Source organism: Streptomyces sp. Xyl84 (assembly GCF_059731885.1).
In genome coordinates, this window is the sequence record NZ_AP029182.1 from 1627544 (window position 1) to 1649453 (window position 21910).

The 21910-nt window shown below is 71.4% G+C and carries 16 protein-coding genes and 1 pseudogene; 6 read left to right on the top strand and 11 right to left on the bottom strand.

Going from position 1 to position 21910, the window contains the following annotated elements:
• Positions 1–24: 24 nt before the first annotated feature.
• The 5 genes from AC6I72_RS07000 to AC6I72_RS07020 all read left to right on the top strand — a co-directional run bounded on the left by AC6I72_RS07000 (position 25) and on the right by AC6I72_RS07020 (position 7080).
• Positions 25–699 (top strand): DUF3000 domain-containing protein, encoded by a 675-nt coding sequence (locus AC6I72_RS07000; RefSeq protein ID WP_497999997.1) that lies wholly within the window; start codon positions 25–27, stop codon positions 697–699.
• A 412-nt stretch (positions 700–1111) separates the two neighbouring features.
• Positions 1112–1768, top strand: a complete 657-nt coding sequence (locus tag AC6I72_RS07005) for a response regulator transcription factor (protein ID WP_037856131.1) — start codon at positions 1112–1114, stop codon at positions 1766–1768.
• A 253-nt stretch (positions 1769–2021) separates the two neighbouring features.
• Entirely contained in the window at positions 2022–3314 is a 1293-nt protein-coding gene (locus AC6I72_RS07010) for a ribonuclease D (protein WP_497999998.1), read from the top strand.
• 419 nt (positions 3315–3733) lie between these two features.
• Positions 3734–4954, top strand: a complete 1221-nt coding sequence (locus tag AC6I72_RS07015; RefSeq protein WP_497999999.1) for a thiolase family protein — start codon at positions 3734–3736, stop codon at positions 4952–4954.
• Positions 4951–7080, top strand: coding sequence for a 3-hydroxyacyl-CoA dehydrogenase NAD-binding domain-containing protein (locus AC6I72_RS07020; protein ID WP_498000000.1), 2130 nt, complete (start codon positions 4951–4953; stop codon positions 7078–7080). The genes AC6I72_RS07015 and AC6I72_RS07020 overlap by 4 nt, the downstream gene beginning before the upstream one ends.
• Positions 7081–7131: 51 nt before the next feature.
• Here AC6I72_RS07020 and AC6I72_RS07025 read toward each other — a convergent pair whose 3' ends face one another.
• From AC6I72_RS07025 to AC6I72_RS07035, 3 genes and pseudogenes are all read right to left on the bottom strand, one after another.
• A complete protein-coding gene (locus AC6I72_RS07025) occupies positions 7132–8058 on the bottom strand; it encodes a glycosyltransferase (protein WP_498000001.1) in 927 nt (308 codons plus the stop codon).
• Positions 8055–8909: pseudogene (locus AC6I72_RS07030) on the bottom strand (stealth conserved region 3 domain-containing protein); the annotation flags it as partial. The pseudogene AC6I72_RS07030 and the gene AC6I72_RS07025, both read right to left, overlap by 4 nt.
• Positions 8910–9230: 321 nt before the next feature.
• On the bottom strand, positions 9231–10352 hold the full coding sequence (locus AC6I72_RS07035) for a PLL family lectin (protein WP_498000002.1): 1122 nt from the start codon (positions 10350–10352) through the stop codon (positions 9231–9233).
• A gap of 282 nt (positions 10353–10634) precedes the next feature.
• Between AC6I72_RS07035 and AC6I72_RS07040 the strand changes: the two genes are divergently transcribed.
• Positions 10635–11045, top strand: coding sequence for a PIN domain-containing protein (locus tag AC6I72_RS07040; protein ID WP_498004616.1), 411 nt, complete (start codon positions 10635–10637; stop codon positions 11043–11045).
• Positions 11046–11170: 125 nt separating this feature from the next.
• On the opposite strand, the gene AC6I72_RS07045 is transcribed toward AC6I72_RS07040, so the two are convergent.
• The 8 genes from AC6I72_RS07045 to AC6I72_RS07080 form a co-directional block, all read right to left on the bottom strand.
• Positions 11171–12688 (bottom strand): amino acid permease, encoded by a 1518-nt coding sequence (locus AC6I72_RS07045; RefSeq protein ID WP_498000003.1) that lies wholly within the window; start codon positions 12686–12688, stop codon positions 11171–11173.
• Positions 12689–12852: 164 nt separating this feature from the next.
• A complete protein-coding gene (gene dxs / locus AC6I72_RS07050) occupies positions 12853–14784 on the bottom strand; it encodes a 1-deoxy-D-xylulose-5-phosphate synthase (protein ID WP_498000004.1) in 1932 nt (643 codons plus the stop codon).
• Positions 14785–15001: 217 nt separating this feature from the next.
• Positions 15002–16297: a sugar ABC transporter permease gene (locus AC6I72_RS07055; RefSeq protein ID WP_498000005.1), complete on the bottom strand. Its 1296-nt coding sequence runs from the start codon at positions 16295–16297 to the stop codon at positions 15002–15004.
• Positions 16294–17085: an ATP-binding cassette domain-containing protein gene (locus tag AC6I72_RS07060; protein WP_498000006.1), complete on the bottom strand. Its 792-nt coding sequence runs from the start codon at positions 17083–17085 to the stop codon at positions 16294–16296. The genes AC6I72_RS07055 and AC6I72_RS07060 overlap by 4 nt, the downstream gene beginning before the upstream one ends.
• 230 nt (positions 17086–17315) lie before the next feature.
• Positions 17316–18425 (bottom strand): sugar ABC transporter substrate-binding protein, encoded by a 1110-nt coding sequence (locus AC6I72_RS07065; protein WP_498004617.1) that lies wholly within the window; start codon positions 18423–18425, stop codon positions 17316–17318.
• Positions 18426–18559: 134 nt separating this feature from the next.
• Entirely contained in the window at positions 18560–19759 is a 1200-nt protein-coding gene (locus tag AC6I72_RS07070) for an ROK family transcriptional regulator (RefSeq protein WP_498004618.1), read from the bottom strand.
• Positions 19760–20014: 255 nt separating this feature from the next.
• Positions 20015–20938, bottom strand: coding sequence for a carbohydrate ABC transporter permease (locus AC6I72_RS07075; RefSeq protein WP_498000007.1), 924 nt, complete (start codon positions 20936–20938; stop codon positions 20015–20017).
• 2 nt (positions 20939–20940) lie between these two features.
• Positions 20941–21867, bottom strand: a complete 927-nt coding sequence (locus AC6I72_RS07080) for a carbohydrate ABC transporter permease (RefSeq protein WP_498000008.1) — start codon at positions 21865–21867, stop codon at positions 20941–20943.
• Between the last annotated feature and the right edge of the window lie 43 nt (positions 21868–21910).

Consider the following 21910-nt stretch of genomic DNA (forward strand, 5'->3'; position numbering starts at 1 on the left):
CCGGTTCCCCTTAATCTTCCCGGCATGGCTGCGGCTCAGGGACGACTGTCGGACGGCGCTGGCGGAATGGACGACGCGAAGGAGGGGGACGGGAATGCGGGCAGGGCGGATCAGGTCCCGTTGCCCTTCCGGGCCGCCGTCGACGCGCTGAGAGCCGCGCGGCTGCGGCCGCAGGTGGAGATCGAGCAGGTACCGCCGCCGCAGCGGCTGGCTCCGTACGCGTACGCGCTGGAGGCCACGGTCGTCGACGGCGAGCAGGACCTCGCCGACGGCCGCCTGGTACTGCTGCACGACCCGGCCGGACACGACGCGTGGCGGGGCACCTTCCGGCTGGTGACCCTGGTCCGGGCGGAGCTGGAGCCGGAGATGGCCGTCGATCCGCTGCTGCCGGAGGTGTGCTGGTCCTGGCTGACCGGGGCGCTGCAGGCGCGCGGTCTGACGTACGGGGAGCCGAGCGGGACGGTCACGCGCGCCGGCTCGCACTACTTCGGCGGGCTCTCCGCACGCCCGCCGGCCTCGCAGATCGAGATCAGGGCCTCGTGGACGCCGCGCGAGAGTCTGGGCGGGGTGCCGGACACGGGGGCGCACCTGGCCGCCTGGTGCGACCTGCTCGCCCAGGTGGCGGGGCTGCCGCCGGCCGGACCGGGCGACGCGTCGGTGGTGACGCTGCCGCAGCGCCGGGGCCCGCAGTCACGCTGAGTCGCCCCGGTCGGCGAAGCACCCCTCCCCTTCTCCGCCCCCTCCGTCTCCTTCTCCCCCTCCCCTGCCCCTTCTTCCCCGTCTTCTCCGGCCGGCCCGGGCGGTGCTCCGCCCGGGCCGGCCGCTGTCGTGCCCCCGCCGCCGTTCGTCTTACCGGCTCCTTGCCGTGTCTTTGTCGATACGGCCACTTTCGAGCAGGTAACGACCCCGAACGGCCCCGAGTGAACCGATTCGACCTTCGGATGATCGACAGTATGTCCGAATTGCACGCATTGTTACTCACCAGATCGTGATCATTCTCTAAAGGACAACGGGTTTGATGCCGAAGACGACTGTGACCTAGCAAGCACGGTTCGTACCGGCTTCCTCCCCACAAGCCGGCCCCGTCCCCCCCCCACCCCCAGGAGGCCTGGTGTCCGTTCTCCTCGAGCAGCCCGCAAGCCTGGTCGCCTACCGCCCGAACAAGCCGACCGCCATGGTCGTCGTGGCGGACCCGCGCGTCCGTTCCACCGTCACCCGTCATCTGTGGGCACTCGGAGTCCGTGACGTCATCGAGGCGTCGTCCGTCGCGGAGGCCCGTCCGCGCATCGGCAACCCGCGCGACATCTGCGTCGCCGACGTGCACCTGCCCGACGGCTCCGGGCTCACGCTGCTGTCCGAGACCCGTGCCGCCGGCTGGCCCAACGGCCTGGCCCTGTCCGCCGCCGACGACATCGGCGCCGTGCGCAACGCCCTCGCGGGCGGCGTCAAGGGCTACGTCGTCACCGGCACCCGTACCAACGTCGGACTCCCCACCCGTCCGGGCGCCGCTCCCATCGGCGCCGCCCGGCTGCACCGCCGTCCCCCGGGTGCCCCGAGCCACCCGGGTGGCTACCGCGAGCTGTCCGGCCGTGAGGTCGAGGTGCTCCGGCTGGTCGCCGAGGGACAGTCGAACAAGGCGATCGGCGTCTCGATGGGCCTGTCCGCGCTGACCGTCAAGAGCCACCTCGCCCGCATCGCCCGCAAGCTCGGCACGGGCGACCGCGCCGGGATGGTCGCCGTGGCCCTGCGCACCGGCATCATCCACTGACACCCCCCACCGCCCCGTGTCCGGCCGCCGGCACTCCCCCGATCGGCCGCCGCCCGTCACTCCACCGCCCGTCCCCTTCCACCCCGTCTCCTCCCCCACCGGTTCACCTCCGCGCCGTGCTCCTTCCCCCCGGCGCACCGGCCCCAGCCCCGTACCGGACGTGTCCCCCGACCTGACCGGTTCACGACCCCCGGCGCCCGCCGACGGAACGTTCCGTCGGCGGGCGCCGTCCATCCACCGATACCCTTGACAGGTGACCGACGCCCAAGAAACCGCAGCAGACAGCCCACTGCGCACCACCGGAGGCGCCCCTCCGGACGACGGCGGAACTTCTGACACGGGGGCGCCGATCCCGTTGCTCGAACCGCGCGAGGGCATTCCGCCCGTGATCGCCGATCCCGGGGCCCTGGCGGAGGTGGTCGCCGCCTTCGCCGCCGGCTCCGGTCCCGTCGCCGTCGACGCCGAGCGCGCCTCCGGCTACCGCTACGGGCAGCGCGCCTACCTGGTGCAGCTGCGCCGCCAGGGCGCGGGGACGGCGCTGATCGACCCCGTCGGCTGCCCCGACCTGTCCGGCCTCGGCGAGGCGCTGACCGGCGTGGAGTGGGTGCTGCACGCGGCGACCCAGGACCTGCCGTGCCTGCGCGAGATAGGCATGGTCCCGACCCGGCTGTTCGACACCGAGCTGGCCGGCCGCCTCGCCGGTTTCCCGCGCGTGGGCCTGGGCGCCATGGTCGAGAACGTGCTCGGTTTCGTCCTGGAGAAGGGCCACTCCGCCGTCGACTGGTCGACCCGGCCGCTGCCCGAACCCTGGCTGCGCTACGCGGCCCTCGACGTGGAACTCCTCGTCGACCTGCGCGACGCCCTGGAGAAGGAGCTGGACCGGCAGGGCAAGCTGGACTGGGCCCTGCAGGAGTTCGACGCCATCGCCTCCGCGCCGCCGCCCGAGCCCCGCAAGGACCCCTGGCGGCGCACCTCCGGCATGCACAAGGTGCGGCGCAGGCGGCAGCTCGCCGTCGTACGGGAGCTGTGGCAGACCCGGGACCGGATAGCGCAGCGCCGCGACGTGTCGCCGGGCAAGGTGCTCTCGGACGCCGCCATCGTCCAGGCCGCGCTCGCCGTGCCGGCCAACGCGCACGCCCTCGCCGCGCTGACCGGCTTCGGGCACCGGATGGGGCGGCGTCAGCTGGAGCAGTGGCAGGCCGCGGTGGACCGGGCCAGGGCCCTGCCCGAGTCGGCGCTGCCGCAGCAGGGCCAGACCGTGACCGGCCCCCCGCCGCCGCGGGCGTGGGCCGACAAGGACCCGGCGGCGGCCGCGCGGCTCTCCGCGGCCCGCGCGGCGGTCTCCGGGCTCGCCGAGCAGCTCGGCCTGCCCCAGGAGAACCTGGTGGCGCCGGACGCGGTGCGGCGGCTGTGCTGGGAGCCGCCGAAGCCGGCCGACGGCGAGGCCGTCGGCGCGGCCCTCGCGGGGTACGGGGCGCGGCCGTGGCAGGTCGAGCTGGTGACGCCGGTCCTGGTCGCGGCCCTGGGGAGCGGCGGCGGAGCGTAGGTGCCTGCGGCGGCTGCGGGGGTGGGGTGCGTGTGGCTCCGCCGGGCGGGCGCGTGGGGGTCCGGTCACCGTCAGGGCCTGGTCGCCGTAGCGGCTTGGGCGGTGCGGCGAGTGCCGGTTCCTGGGGGTTGCTCGCGCAGTTCCCCGCGCCCCTTTCCGGGCGCCTGCGACGACCGTCCGGGGGCCCGTGGCTTCGCCCGGAAGCGCCCGAGCGCCGCAGCGGCTCGGGCGGGTGGGGCGGGTACCGGTCCGTCGGGGTTGCTCGCGCAGTTCCCCGCGCCCCTTTCGGGGTGTGACGTTCGCCGCTTGGGGTGGGGGGACTGGGCAGTCACATTACTCGCGAGTAGCATGAGCGCTGAGCGCGCGCTCAGCGCTGCGCGTCGCAGCAGTGCCATCCCGCACCCTGGAGGAGAGCCATCGTGCCTCGTACCGTCAGGGACGTCGTCTTCGTCGACGGCGTCCGCACCCCGTTCGGCAAGGCGGGCCCGAAGGGCATCTACCACGAGACCCGCGCCGACGACCTCGTCGTGAAGGCGATCCGGGAGCTGCTGCGCCGCAATCCCGGTCTCGACCCGAAGAAGGTCGACGAGGTCGCCATCGCCGCGACCACGCAGATCGGCGACCAGGGCCTGACCATCGGCCGCACGGCCGGCATCCTCGCGGGTCTGCCCACCTCGGTTCCCGGCTACTCGATCGACCGCATGTGCGCGGGCGCGCTGACCGCCGTGACCACGGTGGCCGGCTCCGTCGCCTTCGGCGCCTACGACGTCGCCATCGCGGGCGGTGTCGAGCACATGGGCCGCCACCCGATGGGCGAGGGCGTCGACCCCAACCCGCGGTTCGTCAGCGAGAAGCTGGTCGACGAGTCCGCCCTCTTCATGGGCATGACCGCGGAGAACCTGCACGACCGCTACCCGCAGATCACCAAGCTGCGCGCCGACGAGTACGCGGTCCGCTCCCAGGAGAAGGCCGCCAAGGCCTACGCGAACGGAAAGATCCAGGCCGACCTGGTCCCGGTCTCCGTGCGCCGCACCACGCCCGAGGCCGGCGAGACCGGCTGGGGCCTGGTCACCGCGGACGAGCCGATGCGCCCGGGCACCACCCTGGAGAACCTGGCCGGCCTCAAGACGCCGTTCCGGGTGCACGGCCGGGTCACCGCGGGCAACGCGGCCGGTCTGAACGACGGCGCCACCGCCTCCGTGATCGCCAGCGAGGAGTTCGCCCGCGAGAACGGCCTGCCGGTCAAGATGCGCCTGGTCTCCTACGCCTTCGCGGGCGTGGAGCCCGAGGTCATGGGCTACGGCCCGATCCCGGCGACGGAGAAGGCGCTGGCCAAGGCCGGGCTGTCCATCTCCGACATCGGCCTGTTCGAGATCAACGAGGCCTTCGCCGTCCAGGTGCTGGCCTTCCTCGACCACTACGGCATCGCGGACGACGACGAGCGCGTCAACCAGTACGGCGGCGCCATCGCCTTCGGCCACCCGCTGGCCTCCTCCGGCGTCCGGCTGATGACGCAGCTGGCCCGCCAGTTCGAGGAGCAGCCGCACGTCCGCTACGGCCTGACCACCATGTGCGTCGGCTTCGGCATGGGCGCGACGGTCATCTGGGAGAACCCGCACTTCGACGGAGGCGACAAGTGAGCACCACCGCTGAACTCCTGAAGGGCGCGGCCGAGCTGTTCCCGGACGAGGTCGTCACGCAGGCGCACGTGCGCCACTTCGACCTGCCGCTGGGCGCCGGGCGCTTCGCGCTCATCACCCTGGACAACGGCCTGGACCACACCAAGCCGACCACCTTCGGGCCGGCCTCGCTCGCGAACCTGAACACCGCGATCGACCAGGTCGAGAAGGAGGCCGCGGACGGCGCGATCGTCGGCGTCGGCGTCACCGGCAAGCCGTTCATCTTCGCGGTCGGCGCGGACCTCAAGGGCGTCGAGCTGCTCAAGCAGCACGACCACGCGCTGGCCATCGGCAAGGGCGGCCACGAGGTCTTCAAGCGGCTCGCGAAGCTCGCCGTGCCCACCTTCGCGTACTACAACGGCGCGGCGATGGGCGGCGGCGTCGAGGTCGGCCTGCACTGCACCTACCGCACGGTGTCCGCGGCCCTCCCGGCGTTCTCGCTGCCCGAGGTCTTCCTCGGCCTGGTCCCCGGCTGGGGCGGCTGCACGCTGCTGCCGAACCTGATCGGCGCGGACAACGCCGTGACGGTCATCATCGAGAACTCGCTCAACCAGAACCGGCAGCTCAAGGGCAAGCAGGTCTACGAACTCGGCATCGCGGACGCGCTGTTCGAGGGCGCGGACTTCCTGGAGCAGTCGCTGATCTGGACGGCGTCCGTCCTCAAGGGCGAGATCGCGGTGGAGCGTCCGGCGGTCGACCGCGGCGAGGGCTGGGACCAGGCCGTCGCGCGCGGCCGGTTCATCGCCGACTCCAAGGTGCACGGCGCGGCCCCGGCCGCCTACCGCGCCCTGGACATCATCGCCGCCGCCAAGGACGGCGACCTCCAGGCGGGTTACGACGCCGAGGACCAGGCCCTCGCGGACCTGATCATGGGCGGCGAACTGCGCGCCGGGATCTACTCGTTCAACCTGGTGCAGAAGCGCGGCAAGCGCCCCGCCGGCGCGCCGGACAAGAGCCTGGCCCGCCCGGTCACCAAGGTCGGCGTGGTCGGCGCGGGTCTGATGGCCTCGCAGCTCGCCCTGCTGTTCCTGCGCCGCCTCGAGGTGCCCGTCGTCCTCACGGACATCGACCAGGAGCGCATCGACAAGGGCGTGGGCTACGTCCACGCCGAGATCGAGAAGCTGCTGGGCAAGGGCCGGATCAACCAGGACAAGGCCAACCGCCTCAAGGCGCTGGTCACCGGCGTCCTGGACAAGGCCGAGGGCTTCGCGGACGCGGACTTCGTCATCGAGGCCGTGTTCGAGGAGATGGGCGTCAAGCAGCAGGTGTTCGCGGAGGTGGAGGCGGTCGCCCCGGCGCACGCGATCCTCGCCACCAACACCTCCTCCCTGTCGGTGTCGGAGATGGCGTCGAAGCTGAAGCACCCGGAGCGGGTCGTCGGCTTCCACTTCTTCAACCCGGTCGCGGTCCTGCCGCTGCTGGAGATCGTCCGCGGCGAGCGGACGGACGACGCGTCGCTGGCGACCGCGTTCGCGGTGGCCAGGAAGCTGAAGAAGACCGCGGTCCTCGTCAAGGACGCCCCGGCGTTCGTCGTGAACCGCATCCTGACCCGCTTCATGGGCGAGATCCAGAACGTCATCGACGAGGGCACGCCCGTCGAGGTCGCCGAGAAGGCGGTCGAGCCGCTGGGTCTGCCGATGTCCCCGCTGGTCCTGCTGGAGCTGGTCGGCCCGGCGATCGGGCTGCACGTGTCGGAGACGCTCAACAGGGCGTTCCCGGACCGCTTCACGGTCTCCCCGAACCTCAAGGCGGTCGTCGAGGCCGGCAAGCGCGGCTTCTACGTCTACGACAGCGGCAAGCCGGAGCTGGACCCGGAGGTCGCCGCGCTGCTCAAGCAGGGCGACGTGGTGCTGACCGAGGAGCAGGTCCGGGAGCGGGTGCTGGACGCGGTCGCGCAGGAGATCGGGCTCATGCTGGAGGAGGGCGTCGTCGCCGAGGCCCAGGACGTCGACCTGTGCCTGATCACCGGCGCGGGCTGGCCCTTCCACCTGGGCGGCGTCACGCCGTACCTGGACCGTGAGGGTGTCAGCGAGCGCGTCAACGGCAAGCGGTTCCTGGCGCCGGGCGTGGCGTCGGTCCCGGCGTGAGACGCGAAGGCGTGTGAGGAGGGCCCCCGCCACGGCGGGGGCTCTCCGTCGTCAGGTACGGCCCCGGCGGGTGAACTCGCCCTCCAGCAGCGCCTGGTCGGACTCCGGGCCGCCGTGCGCCGTCCCGCCGGCGGCGGTGAAGTGGCGGCGGTCCGCGAAGACGTAGTCGATCTTCCGGCCGCCTGCCGTGGGCCGGTCCCCGCCGGCCTCGGCGAACCGGGCCCGCAGCAGCGACAGGGCGGGTGCGCCGGGCGGCAGGTTGAGGTCCCCGGCGAACACCACGGGCAGGGTGGCGGGGAAGCCGGCGGCGAAGGCGCGGATCAGCAGGTCGTAGCGCTTGATGTGGTGCATGCGGCCGGCGCTGACGACGATCTTCCGGGTGCCGTCGGAGGGGGTGACGGCAGGTTCGGGGACGCTGTTGGGGATGCCGGTCACCGGGATGCCGGGGATCGGGGTGTTCTCCTGGAAGGAGCGGGCGTCGGCCTCGGTGACGGTGGTGATGGCGTCCAGGCGCGGGTAGACGCGGGCCATCTCGGCGCGTACCGCCGGGGGGATGGCGAGGTGCGTCATGTGTTCCTGGGCGACGCGCAGCGCTCCGTCGCGGGTGTGTGCGGCGACGAAGAGGTTGAGGCTCGGGCGGGTGCCGACGACGACGTCCGCGGAGGTCTTCTCCAGTTCGCGGATGATCCGTGCGTCGGTGAACTTGCTGTACTGGGCGTAGAACTCCTCCTGGCGCGGCACCACCTCGCTGGGCTGGTCGCTGCCCGCAGCGCCGCGGTCGGCGCCGCCGGGTCTGAGGTCCACCAGCGCGCGGACGGTGATGCGCGGGGAGATCTCGAACTTGGTGGCGGTGGCGCGCCGGAAGACGGAGACGATCTCGACGTCGTGGTGGACGGAGAGCGCCTCGGCGAGGTTGATGACGGTGCGGTTGGTGCCGCCGATGCCGTAGATGTTGTTGATCAGGAAGGAGATCTTCACCGGACCTCGCGCTCCTTGCGCTCGAAGGGACTCGGCACGGGGTAGTAGGCCCGCAGGAACGCGCTGAGCACGGCGGTCTGGCGGACGGTGTCGTGCCCGTCGGAGAGGGTGTCGTTGATGCAGAACGCCTGCCGGTCGCGGCGGGCCAGCAGGATGCCGAGCCTGCGCTGGATCTCGGGCCGGGCGAGGGCGAGGTAGGCGAAGGCGATCTGAGAGGGCACGGCCCGTCCGGTCAGGTACGCGTAGTAGTGGTACAGCGAGGACGGGATGGAGATGTCGGTGGCGCTGCGGAACCGGCTGTAGGTGGTGCGCAGGTGCTCCTCGGCGTACTCCTGCTCGATCTCCTGGAGCACGCTGCGGCGCAGGGCGTAGGGGGCGTGGCGCAGTTTCTGCACCAGGGCGGTGCCGAAGCGTTCCATCAGCAGCCGCCGGTTGTTCTTGCCGGCCGCGTCGACGGGGCGGTCGCCGGGGGTGAGGTCCCAGCGGGGCACCTGGGAGGGCGAGAAGAAGGTGCGGGTCATGCCGTTGGAGAGGAAGAAGTCCTGCGGGGTGACGGGCCGCCCGAGGAACATGTCGTCGTTGAAGTACAGGAAGTGCTCGGCCAGGCCGTCGATGTGGTGCAGGCGGCTCTCGATGGCGTGCGAGTTGAAGGTGGGCAGCGCGGCCGGGTCGTCGAAGATCTCGCTGTGGTCGACGACGGTGAGCCGCGGGTGGCTGCCGGTGAGCCAGGCCGGGCGCTGGCGGTCGGTGACGAGGTAGACGTGGCGGACCCAGGGGGCGTTCTGTTCCAGGGCGCGCAGGGAGTAGCACAGTTCGTCGCGGCTGATGTAGCGGGCCGCGTTGGCGGACTCACCCTGACGGACAACGGCCGGGGCGGCGGCGGGAGCATGGCCCGTGCGATGCCCCCGCCGTCGCCCGGCCGTTGCCCGGGTGCGCGGCCGTTGCAGGGGCGCCGGGCGTTTGTCCGCGTGACCGGCGTTGTACGGGTGCCCGGCGTTGGTAGGCGTGCCGGGCGTCTGTACGCGTTCCCGGCGCTGCTCGGGTGCTTGGCGTTGTACGCCTACCGGACTCCGTACAGGTGCCCGGCATTTGTCCGCGTGCCCGGCGTCGTACGGACGCCCGGCCGTTGCCCGGGCGCCGGCGAGACCCGGCCGGCGGCCGTGCCCGTGGCGTCAGACGCGGACCCACGCACCCAGCGACAGCCCCGGGGCGTCGGCCTGGCGGGCCACCCTGAGCCTGCCGTCCGGGTCGATCACCGCGACCACCACGCGCCCGTGCCCGTCCAGCGCCAGCGCCGGTGCGCCCAGGGCGCGTTCACCGGTCGGTGTCCACCACACGCCGGCCTGCTCGTTCTCCGTGCCGCACACGGCGAAGGAGACCTGCCAGTCGAGGTCGCGGTGGGCCAGCACCGTGCAGTCGTAGCCGTCCAGTTCCGCGCGCAGCGCGCTCACCGGCTCACCGTCTGGGGCGCCGCCGATCGGGATCACCCACTGCCCGGGCCGGTGCGCGACCAGACCGCCCTGATCGGGGTCGGCCCAGTAGTACGTGACGCGTTCCGGCCCGGTCGGCAGCGCCGCCGCCGTGCCCGGCGCCACCCGCAGCGGGACGTTCGGCTCGCGCCGGAACTCCCCGTCGGGGGCCTCCTGCTGCCAGCGCATCGCGATGCCCTCGCCGGCGGCGAAGAGTTCGATACGGCCCGAGTCGTGGACGACCGCGGCCATCCCGTCCCGCACCTGACTGCCCTTGAGGTCCTGCCAGCCCTCCCACTTCCCGGTGGGAGCCTCGCGGCGCAGCATGACGCCACCGCCGGCGTTGCGCGCGAAGACGTACACCCGGCCCGACCCGCTGACCGCGCCCGCGGGCGCGCCGAAACGGGCGCCCTTCTCCCGGTCCTGGTGAGCGTTGCCCAGCGACCGCCACTCGGTGACCGGACGGCCGGTCTGGTACTGGATCGCGTGGACGATGTCGACGGCCGGCGGTCCGTCCGAGCGGCGCACCTCGCGCCGCCCCAGGAAGTGCACGTAACGGTCGGCGCCCTGAACGACCGTCAGGTCGGTGAGGTCCGCCACCGGGAAGAACTCCGGGCCCGTCCACTGCGGTCCGCCCGGCCGCAGCTCGGTCCAGCGCAGCAGCCCGTCGTCCGTGCGGGCGTACGCCGTGAGTCTGCCGTCCTTGCCCAGCACGAGCCGGCGTCCGCCGACGGTGTGCCGGGCGGTGTGCCGCTCGCCGCTCGCGCGCCCCGCAGCCGCGTCGGCTCCGCCGCGGGCGGCGTCGCGCCCGGATCTGGTCCGCATGAGGTGACCTGGCCCCTTCCCTGACGTGACCTCGGCGCGGCTGATCCGCCTGCCCCGAACCTGTGTACGGGCGGCCGAGCTGGCCCATCATAGGCGAGCGTGCGGTGAACGTCGTATGGCGGCCGGATGGACGCAGGCGCCCCGCGGGGGTCCTGGGCGGGCCGCGGGCAAAGTGGCCGGGGCGGGCGGCGTCGACGCCCGGTGCGGCGCGGGCGGGGGCCGGACGTCCGGCCGCCGGGACCGTGGCAGGCTGGGGCCGTGGAGCCGCACGGGAGCGAGGACATGCCGGACCGGAACGAGGAGAGGGCGCGGAGCGGGAGCGGCGCGCCGGCGCTGCTGGTCGTGGACGGCGCCAACGTCGTCGGGTCGGTGCCCGACGGCTGGTGGCGCGACCGGCGCGGGGCCGCCGAACGGCTGCGGGACCGCCTGGTGGCGTACGCGGAGCAGGGGCTCGCCGGATACCCGGGACCGGTGGAGATCGTCCTGGTCGTCGAGGGCGCCGCCCGGGGCGTGACGTCCGTTCCGGGAGTACGGGTCGAGGCGGCGCCCGGCAGCGGCGACGACCTGGTCGTCGGACTGGTCGAGGCGGCCGGAGACCGGCCCGTGCTGGTGGTGACGGCGGACCGGGAGCTGCGCCGCCGGGTCGGGGAGCTGGGCGCCCGGGTCACCGGGCCGCGGGCGGTACGCGACTGACCCGGAAGGGTGCCCCGGCCTTGGACGGGAGACCCCTGGGACCTGCCCGGCGGATCGTGCTCCGGACGCGACCTGCGCCGAACAGGCGCCGCGGGTTCCCCGCGGCCTGGTCCGCCGGGCCGGGCCTAGGCCCGCCCGCCCTCGCCCGAGGGCTGCTCCGCCGCCGCGCGGGTCCGCGCGGCGAGGCGGCTGTGGGAGCGGCCGTAGAGGAAGTAGACGACGAAACCGATCGCCATCCAGATGGCGAACCGCACCCAGGTCTCGGCGGGCAGGTTGAGCATCAGCCACAGGGAGGCGCAGACCGAGACGACCGGGACGACCGGCACCCAGGGGGTGCGGAAGGACCGGGGCAGGTCCGGGCGGGTGTTGCGCAGGATGATCACGCTGATCGCGACGACGACGAAGGCGAAGAGCGTGCCGATGTTCACCAGCTCGGCCAGGACGCTCAGGCTGGTGAAGCCCGCCACGACGGCGATGACGACGCCGAGCAGGATCGTCGGACGGTAGGGGGTGCGGAAGCGCGGGTGGGTGTGCGAGAAGAAGCGGGGCAGCAGGCCGTCGCGGCTCATCGCGAAGAACACCCGGGCCTGGCCCAGGAGCAGGATCATGCACACCGTGGTCAGGCCGATCGCGGCGCCGAAGCTGATCAGACCGGCGAACCAGGGGTGCCCGGTGGACTTGAACGCGTCGGCGAGCGGCGCGTCCACCGACAGCAGGCTGTACTTCTGCATACCGGTCACCACGATGGACACGCCGACGTACAGCGCGGTGCAGATGATCAGCGAACCGAGGATGCCGCGCGGCACGTCGCGCTGCGGGTTGCGGGTCTCCTCGGCGGCGGTGGCGACCACGTCGAAGCCGATGAAGGCGAAGAAGACGACGGAGGCGGCGGTGAAGACGCCCATGACGCCGAAGTTCGAGGGCGCCCAGCCGATCATCAGCTGGATGAGCGGGGCCTTGAGGCTGCTGCCGGCGGGCACCGGCTGCGGCGCGGGGACGAACGGGTGGTAGTTGGCGCCCTTGATGAAGAACGCGCCCGCGATGATCACCACGAGCACGACGGCCACCTTGACGGCGACGACCACCGTGGTGACCCGCGCGGAGAGCTTCATGCCGACGACGAGGATGGCGGTGAGGACCAGGACCAGCGCGGCGGCCAGGATGTCGAAGCCGAACCCGGAGGCGCCGTCCCGGCCGCCGAGGTAGGCGGGCAGGTGCCAGCCCGCGTTGTCGAGCAGCGAGTGGATGTAGCCGGACCAGCCGACGGACACCACCGCCGTGCCGAGCGCGAGTTCCAGAACCAGGTCCCAGCCGATGATCCAGGCGGGGAACTCGCCGAGCGAGGCGTAGGAGAAGGTGTACGCCGATCCGGCGACCGGCACCGCGGAGGCGAACTCGGCGTAGCAGAGCGCGGCGAGCGCGCAGACCGCCCCGGCGACGACGAAGGAGAGCGCCACGGCGGGCCCCGCGGTGTTCCTGGCGGCCGTGCCGGTGAGGACGAAGATGCCGGTGCCGATGATGACGCCGACGCCGAAGACGGTCAGGTCGAGGGCGGACAGGGACTTGCGCAGCGCGTGCTCGGGTTCCTCGGTGTCCTGGATCGACTGCTCGACGTTCTTCGTCCTGAACAGCGAACTGGTCACGGGCCTACCTCCCACGCTTGTCGCCTCGACCTGGCTCGACATGATCGAGAGGGCTGGGGATGCGTATGCCCCGGCACTGGCAGGTTCACGCAGAAGGACCGGTTCCGCCACCCGTGGAAGGGGGCCGAACCGGTCCTTTTGCGGTGTGCGGGGGCGCGGCGGACTCAGTCGCGGGCGGGCTGCACCGCCGAGTCCACCTCGGTGGCCGTACGGGAGAAGCGGCCGTCCAGCTCGGAGACGAGGCCGGTGACCTGACGGGCGATGTCGGGTGCGGTCAGGCCGATCTCCGCCATGACCTCGGCGCGCGAGGCGTGGTCGAGGAAGCGCGGCGGGATGCCGAAGTCGCGCAGCGGCACGTCGACGCCGGCGTCGCGCAGGGCCTGGGCGACGGCGGAGCCGACACCGCCGACGCGGGAGTTGTCCTCGACGGTGACGACCACGCGGTGGCGTTCGGCCAGCGGGGCCATGGCCTCGTCGACGGGCTTGACCCAGCGCGGGTCGACGACGGTGGTGGAGATGCCCTGCCGGTCCAGGAGGGCCGCGATCTCCAGGCACATCGGGGCGAGCGCGCCGACGGAGACGAGGAGCACGTCCGGGGTGTCGGTGCCGGGCTCGCGCAGCACGTCCATGCCGCCGACGCGGCCGACCGCGGGCACGGCGGGGCCCACGGCGCCCTTGGAGAAACGGACCACGGTGGGCGCGTCGTCGACCTCGACGGCCTCGCGCAGCTGGGCGCGGACCTGGTCGGCGTCGCGCGGGGCGGCCAGCCGCAGGCCGGGGACGACCTGGAGGATGGACATGTCCCACATGCCGTTGTGGGAGGCGCCGTCGGTGCCGGTGACACCGGCCCGGTCCAGGACAAAGCTGACTCCGCACTTGTGCAGCGCCACGTCCATCAGCACCTGGTCGAAGGCACGGTTGAGGAAGGTGGCGTACACGGCGAAGACCGGGTGGACGCCCGCGTGGGCGAGGCCGGCCGCGGAGACGGCGCCGTGCTGCTCGGCGATGCCGACGTCGTAGACGCGGTCGGGGAAGGCCTTGGCGAACTTGTCCAGGCCGACCGGCTGGAGCATGGCCGCGGTGATGGCGACGATGTCCTCCCGCTCCTTGCCGAGCTTGACCATCTCCTCGCCGAAGACGGAGGTCCAGTCGGCGCCGGAGGCGGAGATCGGCAGCCCGGTGTCCGGGTGGATCTTGCCGACGGCGTGGAAGCGGTCGGCCTCGTCCTGGAGCGCGGGCTGGTAGCCGCGGCCCTTCTCGGTGAGGCAGTGCACGATGACCGGGCCGCCGAAGCGCTTGGCGCGGGTGAGCGCGGACTCCAGGGCCTCGATGTCGTGGCCGTCGATCGGGCCGACGTACTTCAGGCCCAGGTCCTCGAACATGCCCTGCGGGGCGATGAAGTCCTTCAGGCCCTTCTTCGCGCCGTGCAGCGTCTCGTACAGCGGCCTGCCGACGACCGGGGTGCGCTCCAGGACCTCGCGGGTGCGGGCGAGGAAGCGCTCGTAGCCGTCGGTGGTGCGCAGGGTGGCGAGGTGGTTGGCGAGGCCGCCGATGGTGGGCGCGTAGGAGCGCTCGTTGTCGTTGACGACGATGACGAGCGGGCGGTCCTTGGCGGCGGCGATGTTGTTGAGCGCCTCCCAGGCCATGCCGCCGGTCAGCGCGCCGTCGCCGATGACGGCGGCGACGTGGGCGTCGCGCCCCAGGATCTGGTTGCCCTTGGCGATGCCGTCGGCCCAGCCGAGGACGGTGGAGGCGTGGCTGTTCTCGATGACGTCGTGCTCGGACTCGGCCTGCGAGGGGTAGCCGGACAGGCCGCCCTTCATCTTCAGCTTCGAGAAGTCCTGGCGGCCGGTGAGCAGCTTGTGCACGTAGGACTGGTGGCCGGTGTCCCACAGCACCTTGTCCTTGGGCGAGTGGAAGACCCGGTGCAGGGCGATGGTCAGCTCCACCACACCGAGGTTGGGGCCGAGGTGCCCGCCGGTCTTGGACACGGCGTCGACCAGGAAGGTCCGGATCTCCTGCGCCAGCTGGTCCAGCTCCTCCATGCTGAGCCGGTCCAGATCGCGCGGTCCCCTGATGCGGGTCAGCAGCGGCACCCGTGCCTCCTTGCAGTAGAGCTGATCGAGCTGTTGCCGGGCTTGTCGAGTCTAATGTTCCGCCTGGGCGCCCCGTGGCCGGGCGGTGGGTCGTAGGTCACGCGAACGGCTGTACCCCGGCGGGGGCCCTTCCATGGCCCGGCCGGGTGAGGCTTCCCTTCACGGCTGTGCCCGGCACCGCGTCGGTGCCGGGCACAGGTGTTCGGGTCGGGCGCGGTCAGGCGCGTCCGGCCGTCTTCTGGGTCTTGCGGGTGACCGAGTCGATGACGACCGTGGCCAGCAGGACCGCCGCGGTGATCATGTACTTGACCGGCTCGGCGATGGACTCCAGCTGGAGGCCGTACTGGATCGAGACGATGACCAGCACACCGAGCAGCGCGTTCCAGGTGCGGCCGCGGCCGCCGAAGAGGGACGTGCCGCCGATGACGGCCGCCGCGATGGCGTTCATCAGCAGGTCACCGGTGCCGGCGCTCTGGTTGGCCGAGGCGATCTTGGAGGCCAGGAACAGGCCGCCGACCGCCGCGAAACCGCCGGAGATCGCGAAGACCGAGATCCGGATCGCGGTGACGTTGATGCCCGCGCGGCGGGACGCCTCGACGCTGCCGCCGAGCGCGAAGACCTTCCGGCCGTAGGCGGTGCGGCGCAGCAGGAAGTCGGTGCCGATGAGGAACACCAGGAAGACCACCGTGGCCAGCGGCAGGCCCTTGTACTGGTTGTACATGAAGGCCGCGGCGAAGGAGATCACGGCGAGCAGCACGGTCCGCAGCACGGTGTCGCTCATCGGCCGGGACGGGATGCCCGCGGCCTCGCGGCGCCGGTTGCCCAGGAAGGAGGTGACGAAGAACACCACGACCACGATGAGCGCGAGCCCGTAGGCGGCGGCCACGTCCGAGAAGAAGTACGTGGTCAGCTTGCCGATCAGGCCGTCGCTGTCGAGGTTGATGGTGCCGTTCTCGCCCAGGATCTTGAGCATGAAGCCGAGCCAGAACAGCAGGCCGGCCAGGGTGACGGCGAACGCGGGCGCGCCGAGCACCGCGAAGAAGAAGCCGTGCAGGGCGCCGATGGCCGCGCCGGCGGCGACGGCGATGAGCACCGCGGCCCACTCGGGCCAGCCCTGGTTGACGGCGAGGACGGCGGCCAGGGCGCTGCCGGCGCCGCTGACGGAGCCGACGGACAGGTCGATCTCGCCGAGCAGCAGCACGAAGACGATGCCCACGGAGATCATGCCCGTGCCGACCATGGTGACGGTGATGTCGCTCAGGTTCTGCGCGGACAGGAACTGCGAGTTGAGGCTCTGGAAGACGACGCAGATGATGATCAGGCCGAGGATGACCGGGAGCGAGCCCAGTTCACCGGCCTTCATCTTCCGCTTGAACTCGCCGAGGTAGCCCGCGAGGCCCTGCTCGCGCACCAGCAGGCGCGGGTCGACCGCGGTCACCGCGGCGGCCGCGGCCTCGGGGTTCTCGACGGCCTGCTCGTCCTGCGCGGTGGCGGAGGTCTTGTCGATGCTCACTGGGATACCTCCCCGTTCGCGCGCGCCGCACGGCGGGTCACGGCGTTGTCGGTGGCGCCGGTGATGGCGGAGATGATCTCCTCCTGCGAGGTCGTCTTGACCTCGAAGACGCCGTTGTTGCGGCCCAGACGCAGGACGGCGACCTTGTCCGCCACGGCCTTCACGTCGGCCATGTTGTGGCTGATGAGGATGACGGCGTGGCCGCGCTCGCGCAGCCGCTCGACGAGGTCGAGCACCTGGGCGGTCTGCTCGACACCGAGGGCGGCGGTGGGCTCGTCCAGGATGACCAGCTTGGGCTCGCCGAGCATGGACCGGGCGATGGCCACGACCTGGCGCTGGCCGCCGGAGAGCGAGGCGATCGGGATGCGCACGCTCGGGATGCGGATCGACAGGGTGCGCAGCAGCTCCTGGGAGCGGCGCTCCATCTCGACCTCGTCGAGCACGCCGAACCGCTTGAGTTCGCGGCCCAGGTAGAGGTTGCCGACGACGTCGATGTTGTCGCACAGCGCGAGGTCCTGGTAGACGGTCGCGATGCCGAGGCTCTGGGCGTCGTGCGGCTTGCTGATCTGGACGCGCTTGCCGTCCCACTCGATGGCGCCCTCATCGATGGGGTGCACGCCGGCGATCGTCTTGACCAGCGTGGATTTTCCGGCGCCGTTGTCGCCCACCAGGGCGACCACCTCACCGGCGTGGACCTCAAGCTCTACGTCGGTGAGCGCCTGAACGGCACCGAACCGCTTGGAGACCCCGCGCAACGCCAGCACGGGCGTAGCGGACACGTGAACCATCTCCTTCGCCGCCTGACCCGGCGGGAGGTTGTGCAGAAGTTTGGGGGGATGTTCCGTCCGGCGCCCCGCACCGAGCTTGCGGGGCTGAATGGTGCGCGGGGCGCCGGCGGAGCCGTGGGGCGGCCGGGGTCCCGTGCCGGCGGCCTCGGGCGAGGTGCCGTACGCGGACCGGGGCGGCCGCTCGTGCGCGGAGGGGGCCGGACCGCGGTGCGCGGGCCCGGCCGGACCGCTTACTTGACGCCGTACTTGTCGCAGTCGGCCTTGTACTTGCCGGTGCAGATCTGGGCGGCGGTGTAGAAGCCCTCCTTGATGACCGTCTCGTTGACGTTGTCCTTGGTCAGCGAGACGACCGGGACCAGCAGCGCCGGGACGCCCTTGGCGCTGTCGCTGTCCACCTTGGTCTTGGCGATCGAGTCCAGGCCGGTGCCCTTGGCGAGGGCGACCGCCATCTCGGCGGCGACGTTCGCCTCCGTCGGGTAGGACTTGAAGATGCTCATGTACTGGTCGCCCGCGAGGATGCGCTGCACACCGGCGAGTTCGGCGTCCTGGCCGGTGACCGGGACGTTGACGCCCGCGGCCTTGAGGGCGGTGATGGCACCGCCGGCCATGCCGTCGTTGGCGGAGTAGACGCCCGCGATGTTCTTGGCGCCGACCGCGGAGATCGCCGCCTCCATCTCGGAGTTGGCGTTGTCCGGCGCCCACTCCTTGGTGTCGTACTCCTTGGCGATGGTCACCTTGCCGTCGAGGGCGGCGTGGGCGCCCTTCTTGAACTGGGCGGCGTTCGGGTCGGTCACCGAGCCGTTGATCATGACGATCTTGCTCGCCTTGGTGGCCTTGCTGCCCAGGGCCTTCAGCAGCGCCTCGCCCTGCGCCTTGCCGACCTCTTCGTTGTCGAAGGTGGTGAAGGCGTCGATCGGGCCCTCGGCCAGGCGGTCGTAGGCGACGACCTTGATGCCCTGGTCCTTGGCCTTCTGGATGGAGTTCTTGATGGCCTTGGCGTCCACCGCGTCCACGATGAGCACGTCCACCTTGTTGGTGATCATCGTGTCGACCTGCTGGCTCTGCAGGTTCGCGTTCTGCTGGGCGTTGTTGTAGAAGACCTTGCCCTTGTTGTTCGTCAGCTCCTTGATCTTCTTCTCGATCAAGGGCTTGTCGAACTGCTCGTAGCGCGCGGTCTTGTTCTCCGGCAGCAGCAGACCGACCTTGATGTCGTCGCCCTTCTTGGCGGCCGGGGCGGACGACTTGGAGGAGTCGCTGTCCTTGGACTCCTTGGCACTGCCACAGGCGGCGAGCGAGACGGCCATGGCACCAGCGGCAACGGCGAAGGCCGCACGACGCATACGCGTGTTCACTTCCTCAAACCTCCCTGACGAGGCCGCGTCGTTGCGGCCGAGGTGGCTGGAAGTCAACTCGGCCACGCGTGCGACGTCAAGAAGTAAATCCTTAACGAGATGGCAACGGTGCCATACGTTCTCTAAGTGAAGACAGGGGCCGCCGCCGCCAGGGTCCCGTCCAAAAGGGTGGAATCCCCCATCTCGCTGAGCGCCAGGGCGAGCGCCCCGAGCACCTCCGCCCGGCCGCCAAGTGCCCCGGGCAGCACGGACAGTTGGCGCGCGGCGCTGGGGATGGCGTAGCGGCCCACCGACTCCCGGATGGGCCCGAGGACCAGCTCCCCCGCCTCGGCGAGATCACCGCCGAGGACCACCCGGCTCGGGTTGAGCAGGTTGCAGAGATTGGCGACCCCGCTGCCGATGTGCCGGCCCACGTCGGCGATCACCCGGCGGCATCCCGGGTCCCCCTCGCGTGCCAGCCGGACGACGCCCTCCATGGTCAGCTCGGTGCCGTGACTGGGCTGGAGCAGGGGCAGGACGTAGCGCGCGGAGGCGAAGGTCTCCAGGCAGCCCCGGTTGCCGCAGCGGCAGACCGGGCCGGACTCGTCGAGGGTGATGTGCCCGATCTCGCCGGCCGTGCCGCCGGGCCCGCGGTAGATCTTCCCGTCGATCACGAGACCGGCGCCCACACCGCTGGCGATCTTGATGTACGCGAGGTCGCGCACCCCGCGCCCGCTCCCCCAGACCAGCTCGCCCAGGGCGCCGAGGTTGGCGTCGTTGTCCACGTGCACCGGCACGCCGAGGCGCCCCCGCAGCTCCTCAGCGGGCTTGATGCCGCCCCAGCCCGGCAGGATCGCCGTGGAGCCGAGCGTGCCGGATTCCACGTCGATCGGTCCGGGCACGCCGAGGCCCACCCCGGCGATCTTCGCCCGGTCCACCCCGGTGGCCGCGATCAGCCGGTTGACCAGCTCCTCCGCCCGGTCGAAGCCCTCGCCGGCGGAGGCGTCCACGTCCAGCGGCTCGGACTCCTCCGCGAGCACCTGGTGGGCGAGGTTCCCGATCGCGACCCGCAAATGGGTGTGCCCGAAGTCGACGCCGATCACGATCCCGGCGTCCCCGCTCAGGGAGACGCTGCGCGCCCGGCGGCCACCCGCGGACGTGGGTGTGACCTGGACCGTTCCGCCGTCCTTCAGCTCCCGCACGATGTTGGAGACCGTCGCCGCGGACAGACCCGTGGTCCGCGCGATCTCCGCCTGGGTGAGGGATCCGGCAAGACGCACGGCACGTACGACCCGCTCCAGGTTGGCTCGGTGCAGCGACGACTGCGACCCTGGAGTCTCCACGACGACCTCCTGCGCGCGGGGCCGCTCCGGCGAGGCCCCGTCCATGTCCAACAAGTGAACTCTAAGATGAGCCGTTCGGGTTGCCTCCCGTCAAGAGGTTGAACCGTTTCCGGGTACACGAACCACCGCGGGGAGCCGCGGTGGCATGCACGGGACAGGGCCCGGGGGTGTGTCCGGGCACGCCGAAGCCGCCCCCGGCGGGCCGGGGACGGCTCGGGAGGCGGCGGGGGCGCAGGGGCCGGGAGCCCCGGCAGGCTATTTCAGGGCGCCTGCCGTCAGGCCCTGCACCACCTGGCGCTGGAAGATGATGTACGCCGCCAGGACCGGCAGCATCGCCATCACCAGACCGGCGAAGAGGCCGGACCAGTCACCCTTGTACCCCTGGCTGACGGCCAGCTGGACCAGGCCCTGGGTGAGCACGCGCTTGTCCGGATCGGTGTTCAGCACGGTCGGCAGGATGTACTGGTTCCACTGCCCCAGGAAATTGAAGATCCCGACGCTGATCAGACCGGGCTTCGCCATCGGCAGCATGATCTGGAAGAAGGTCCGGGTGTGCGAGGCGCCGTCCACGAATGCGGCTTCCGCCACCGAACTCGGCAGTGAGCGGAAGAACGCCGTCAGGAAGAACACCGTGAAAGGCAGCGAGTAGGCGATGTAGACCAGGATCAGCCCGTGGATGGTGTTCAGCAGCCCCATGTTGTTCACGACATAGAACAACGGCACCAGCGCGAGAATGACCGGAAAACTCATTCCGGCGATGAACAGGTAGTAGATGAACCGGTTGCCCGGGAACTCGAAGCGGGCCAGTACGTAGGCCGCCATCGAGCCGAGGACCAGGGTGCCGACGAGCGATCCCCCGACCACCAGGACCGTGTTCAGGAAGTAGTCGCTCATGTGCGCGTCGTTCCACGCCCGCGACCAGTTGCCGAAGTGCAGTGTGTCGGGCAGCGCCCAGGGCGAGCTGAAGATGGCGCCGTCGGACTTGAAGGACGTCATCACCGCCCACACCAGCGGCAGGACGACCATGATCGCCCAGATGATCAGGACCCCGTGCGAGAAGACGTTGAGGACACCGCCCTCCCTCTTCTGCCGGGGCGCCTTCTCCCGCGGGGCGCCGGTCTTGCCGACCGCGACGCCGGGCTCGGCCGGTACGGGGGCGGGGGTCTTGGTGGTTTCCATGATCAGAACTCCAGCCGCTCGCGCCGGCCCAGTTTCATCACGACGGCCGAGAAGAGCAGCGTGACGACCAGCAGGGCGACGCCGATCGTGGTGGCGTAGGCGGCCTGACCGTCACGGAACGCCTTCTGGTACACGTACAGGACCATGACGGTGGTCGAGTAGTCGGGGCCGCCGGGACCGGTCGTCATGATCTGTACGACCGCGAACGACTCGGCGCCGAGCGCGAGGATGCCCATGTAGACCCAGCCGGACTGCACGGTGTCCCACAGCAGCGGCAGGGTGATGCGGAAGAAGGTGGTGAAGCGGCTCGCGCCGTCGAGCAGCGCGGCCTCGTACAGGTCCGCCGGGATGGAGGCCATGGCCGCCGAGAAGAGGACCACGAAGAAGCCGGTGGTCGACCAGACGAGCACGGCCATCACGCACCACAGGGCGAGGTCCGGGTCGCCCAGCCACAGCGGCTGGAGACCGCCGAGCCCGATCCCGCGCAGCAGCGAGTTGATCGCTCCGCTGTCCGGGTTGTACGCGAAGGCGAACAGCAGGGCGACGATGGCGATCGACAGCACCTGCGGGAAGAAGTAGACGATCTTGTAGAAGGAGGAGCCGCGGACCCCGCTGATGGCCGGGCCGCCCTTCCTGCGCCGTCCGCCGACATTGATCATGAAGGAGAAGAACAGCGCGAGCCCGATCGTCACCACCGGCAGCACCAGGGCGAACAGCAGGCTGTGCTGCAGCGACTTCCAGAAGATCTCGTCGTCGAACATCCTCTTGTAGTTGTCGACACCGACCATCTTGAAGTCGGGGCTCAGGCCGGTCCAGTCCGTGAACGAGTAGTAGATGGACTGGATGAACGGCCAGATGACGAAGAGCGCGTACAGCCCCAGGGGTACCACCAGGAACCCCACGATGAACCGGTACTTGCCGTGCTGCATTGCTAGCGACCCCGATCTGAAGGGCGGACGGTGCCGCCAGGGC

Bases quoted from the DNA above. Each gene is read 5' to 3' on its own strand.
- AC6I72_RS07000 (WP_497999997.1), top strand. From the start codon at position 25: ATGGCTGCGGCTCAGGGACGACTGTCGGACGGCGCTGGCGGAATGGAC.
- AC6I72_RS07035 (WP_498000002.1), bottom strand. From the start codon at position 10,352: ATGCGGACCAGATCCGGGCGCGACGCCGCCCGCGGCGGAGCCGACGCG.
- AC6I72_RS07040 (WP_498004616.1), top strand. From the start codon at position 10,635: ATGCCGGACCGGAACGAGGAGAGGGCGCGGAGCGGGAGCGGCGCGCCG.
- AC6I72_RS07060 (WP_498000006.1), bottom strand. From the start codon at position 17,085: ATGGTTCACGTGTCCGCTACGCCCGTGCTGGCGTTGCGCGGGGTCTCC.
- AC6I72_RS07065 (WP_498004617.1), bottom strand. From the start codon at position 18,425: ATGCGTCGTGCGGCCTTCGCCGTTGCCGCTGGTGCCATGGCCGTCTCG.
- AC6I72_RS07075 (WP_498000007.1), bottom strand. From the start codon at position 20,938: ATGGAAACCACCAAGACCCCCGCCCCCGTACCGGCCGAGCCCGGCGTC.
- AC6I72_RS07080 (WP_498000008.1), bottom strand. From the start codon at position 21,867: ATGCAGCACGGCAAGTACCGGTTCATCGTGGGGTTCCTGGTGGTACCC.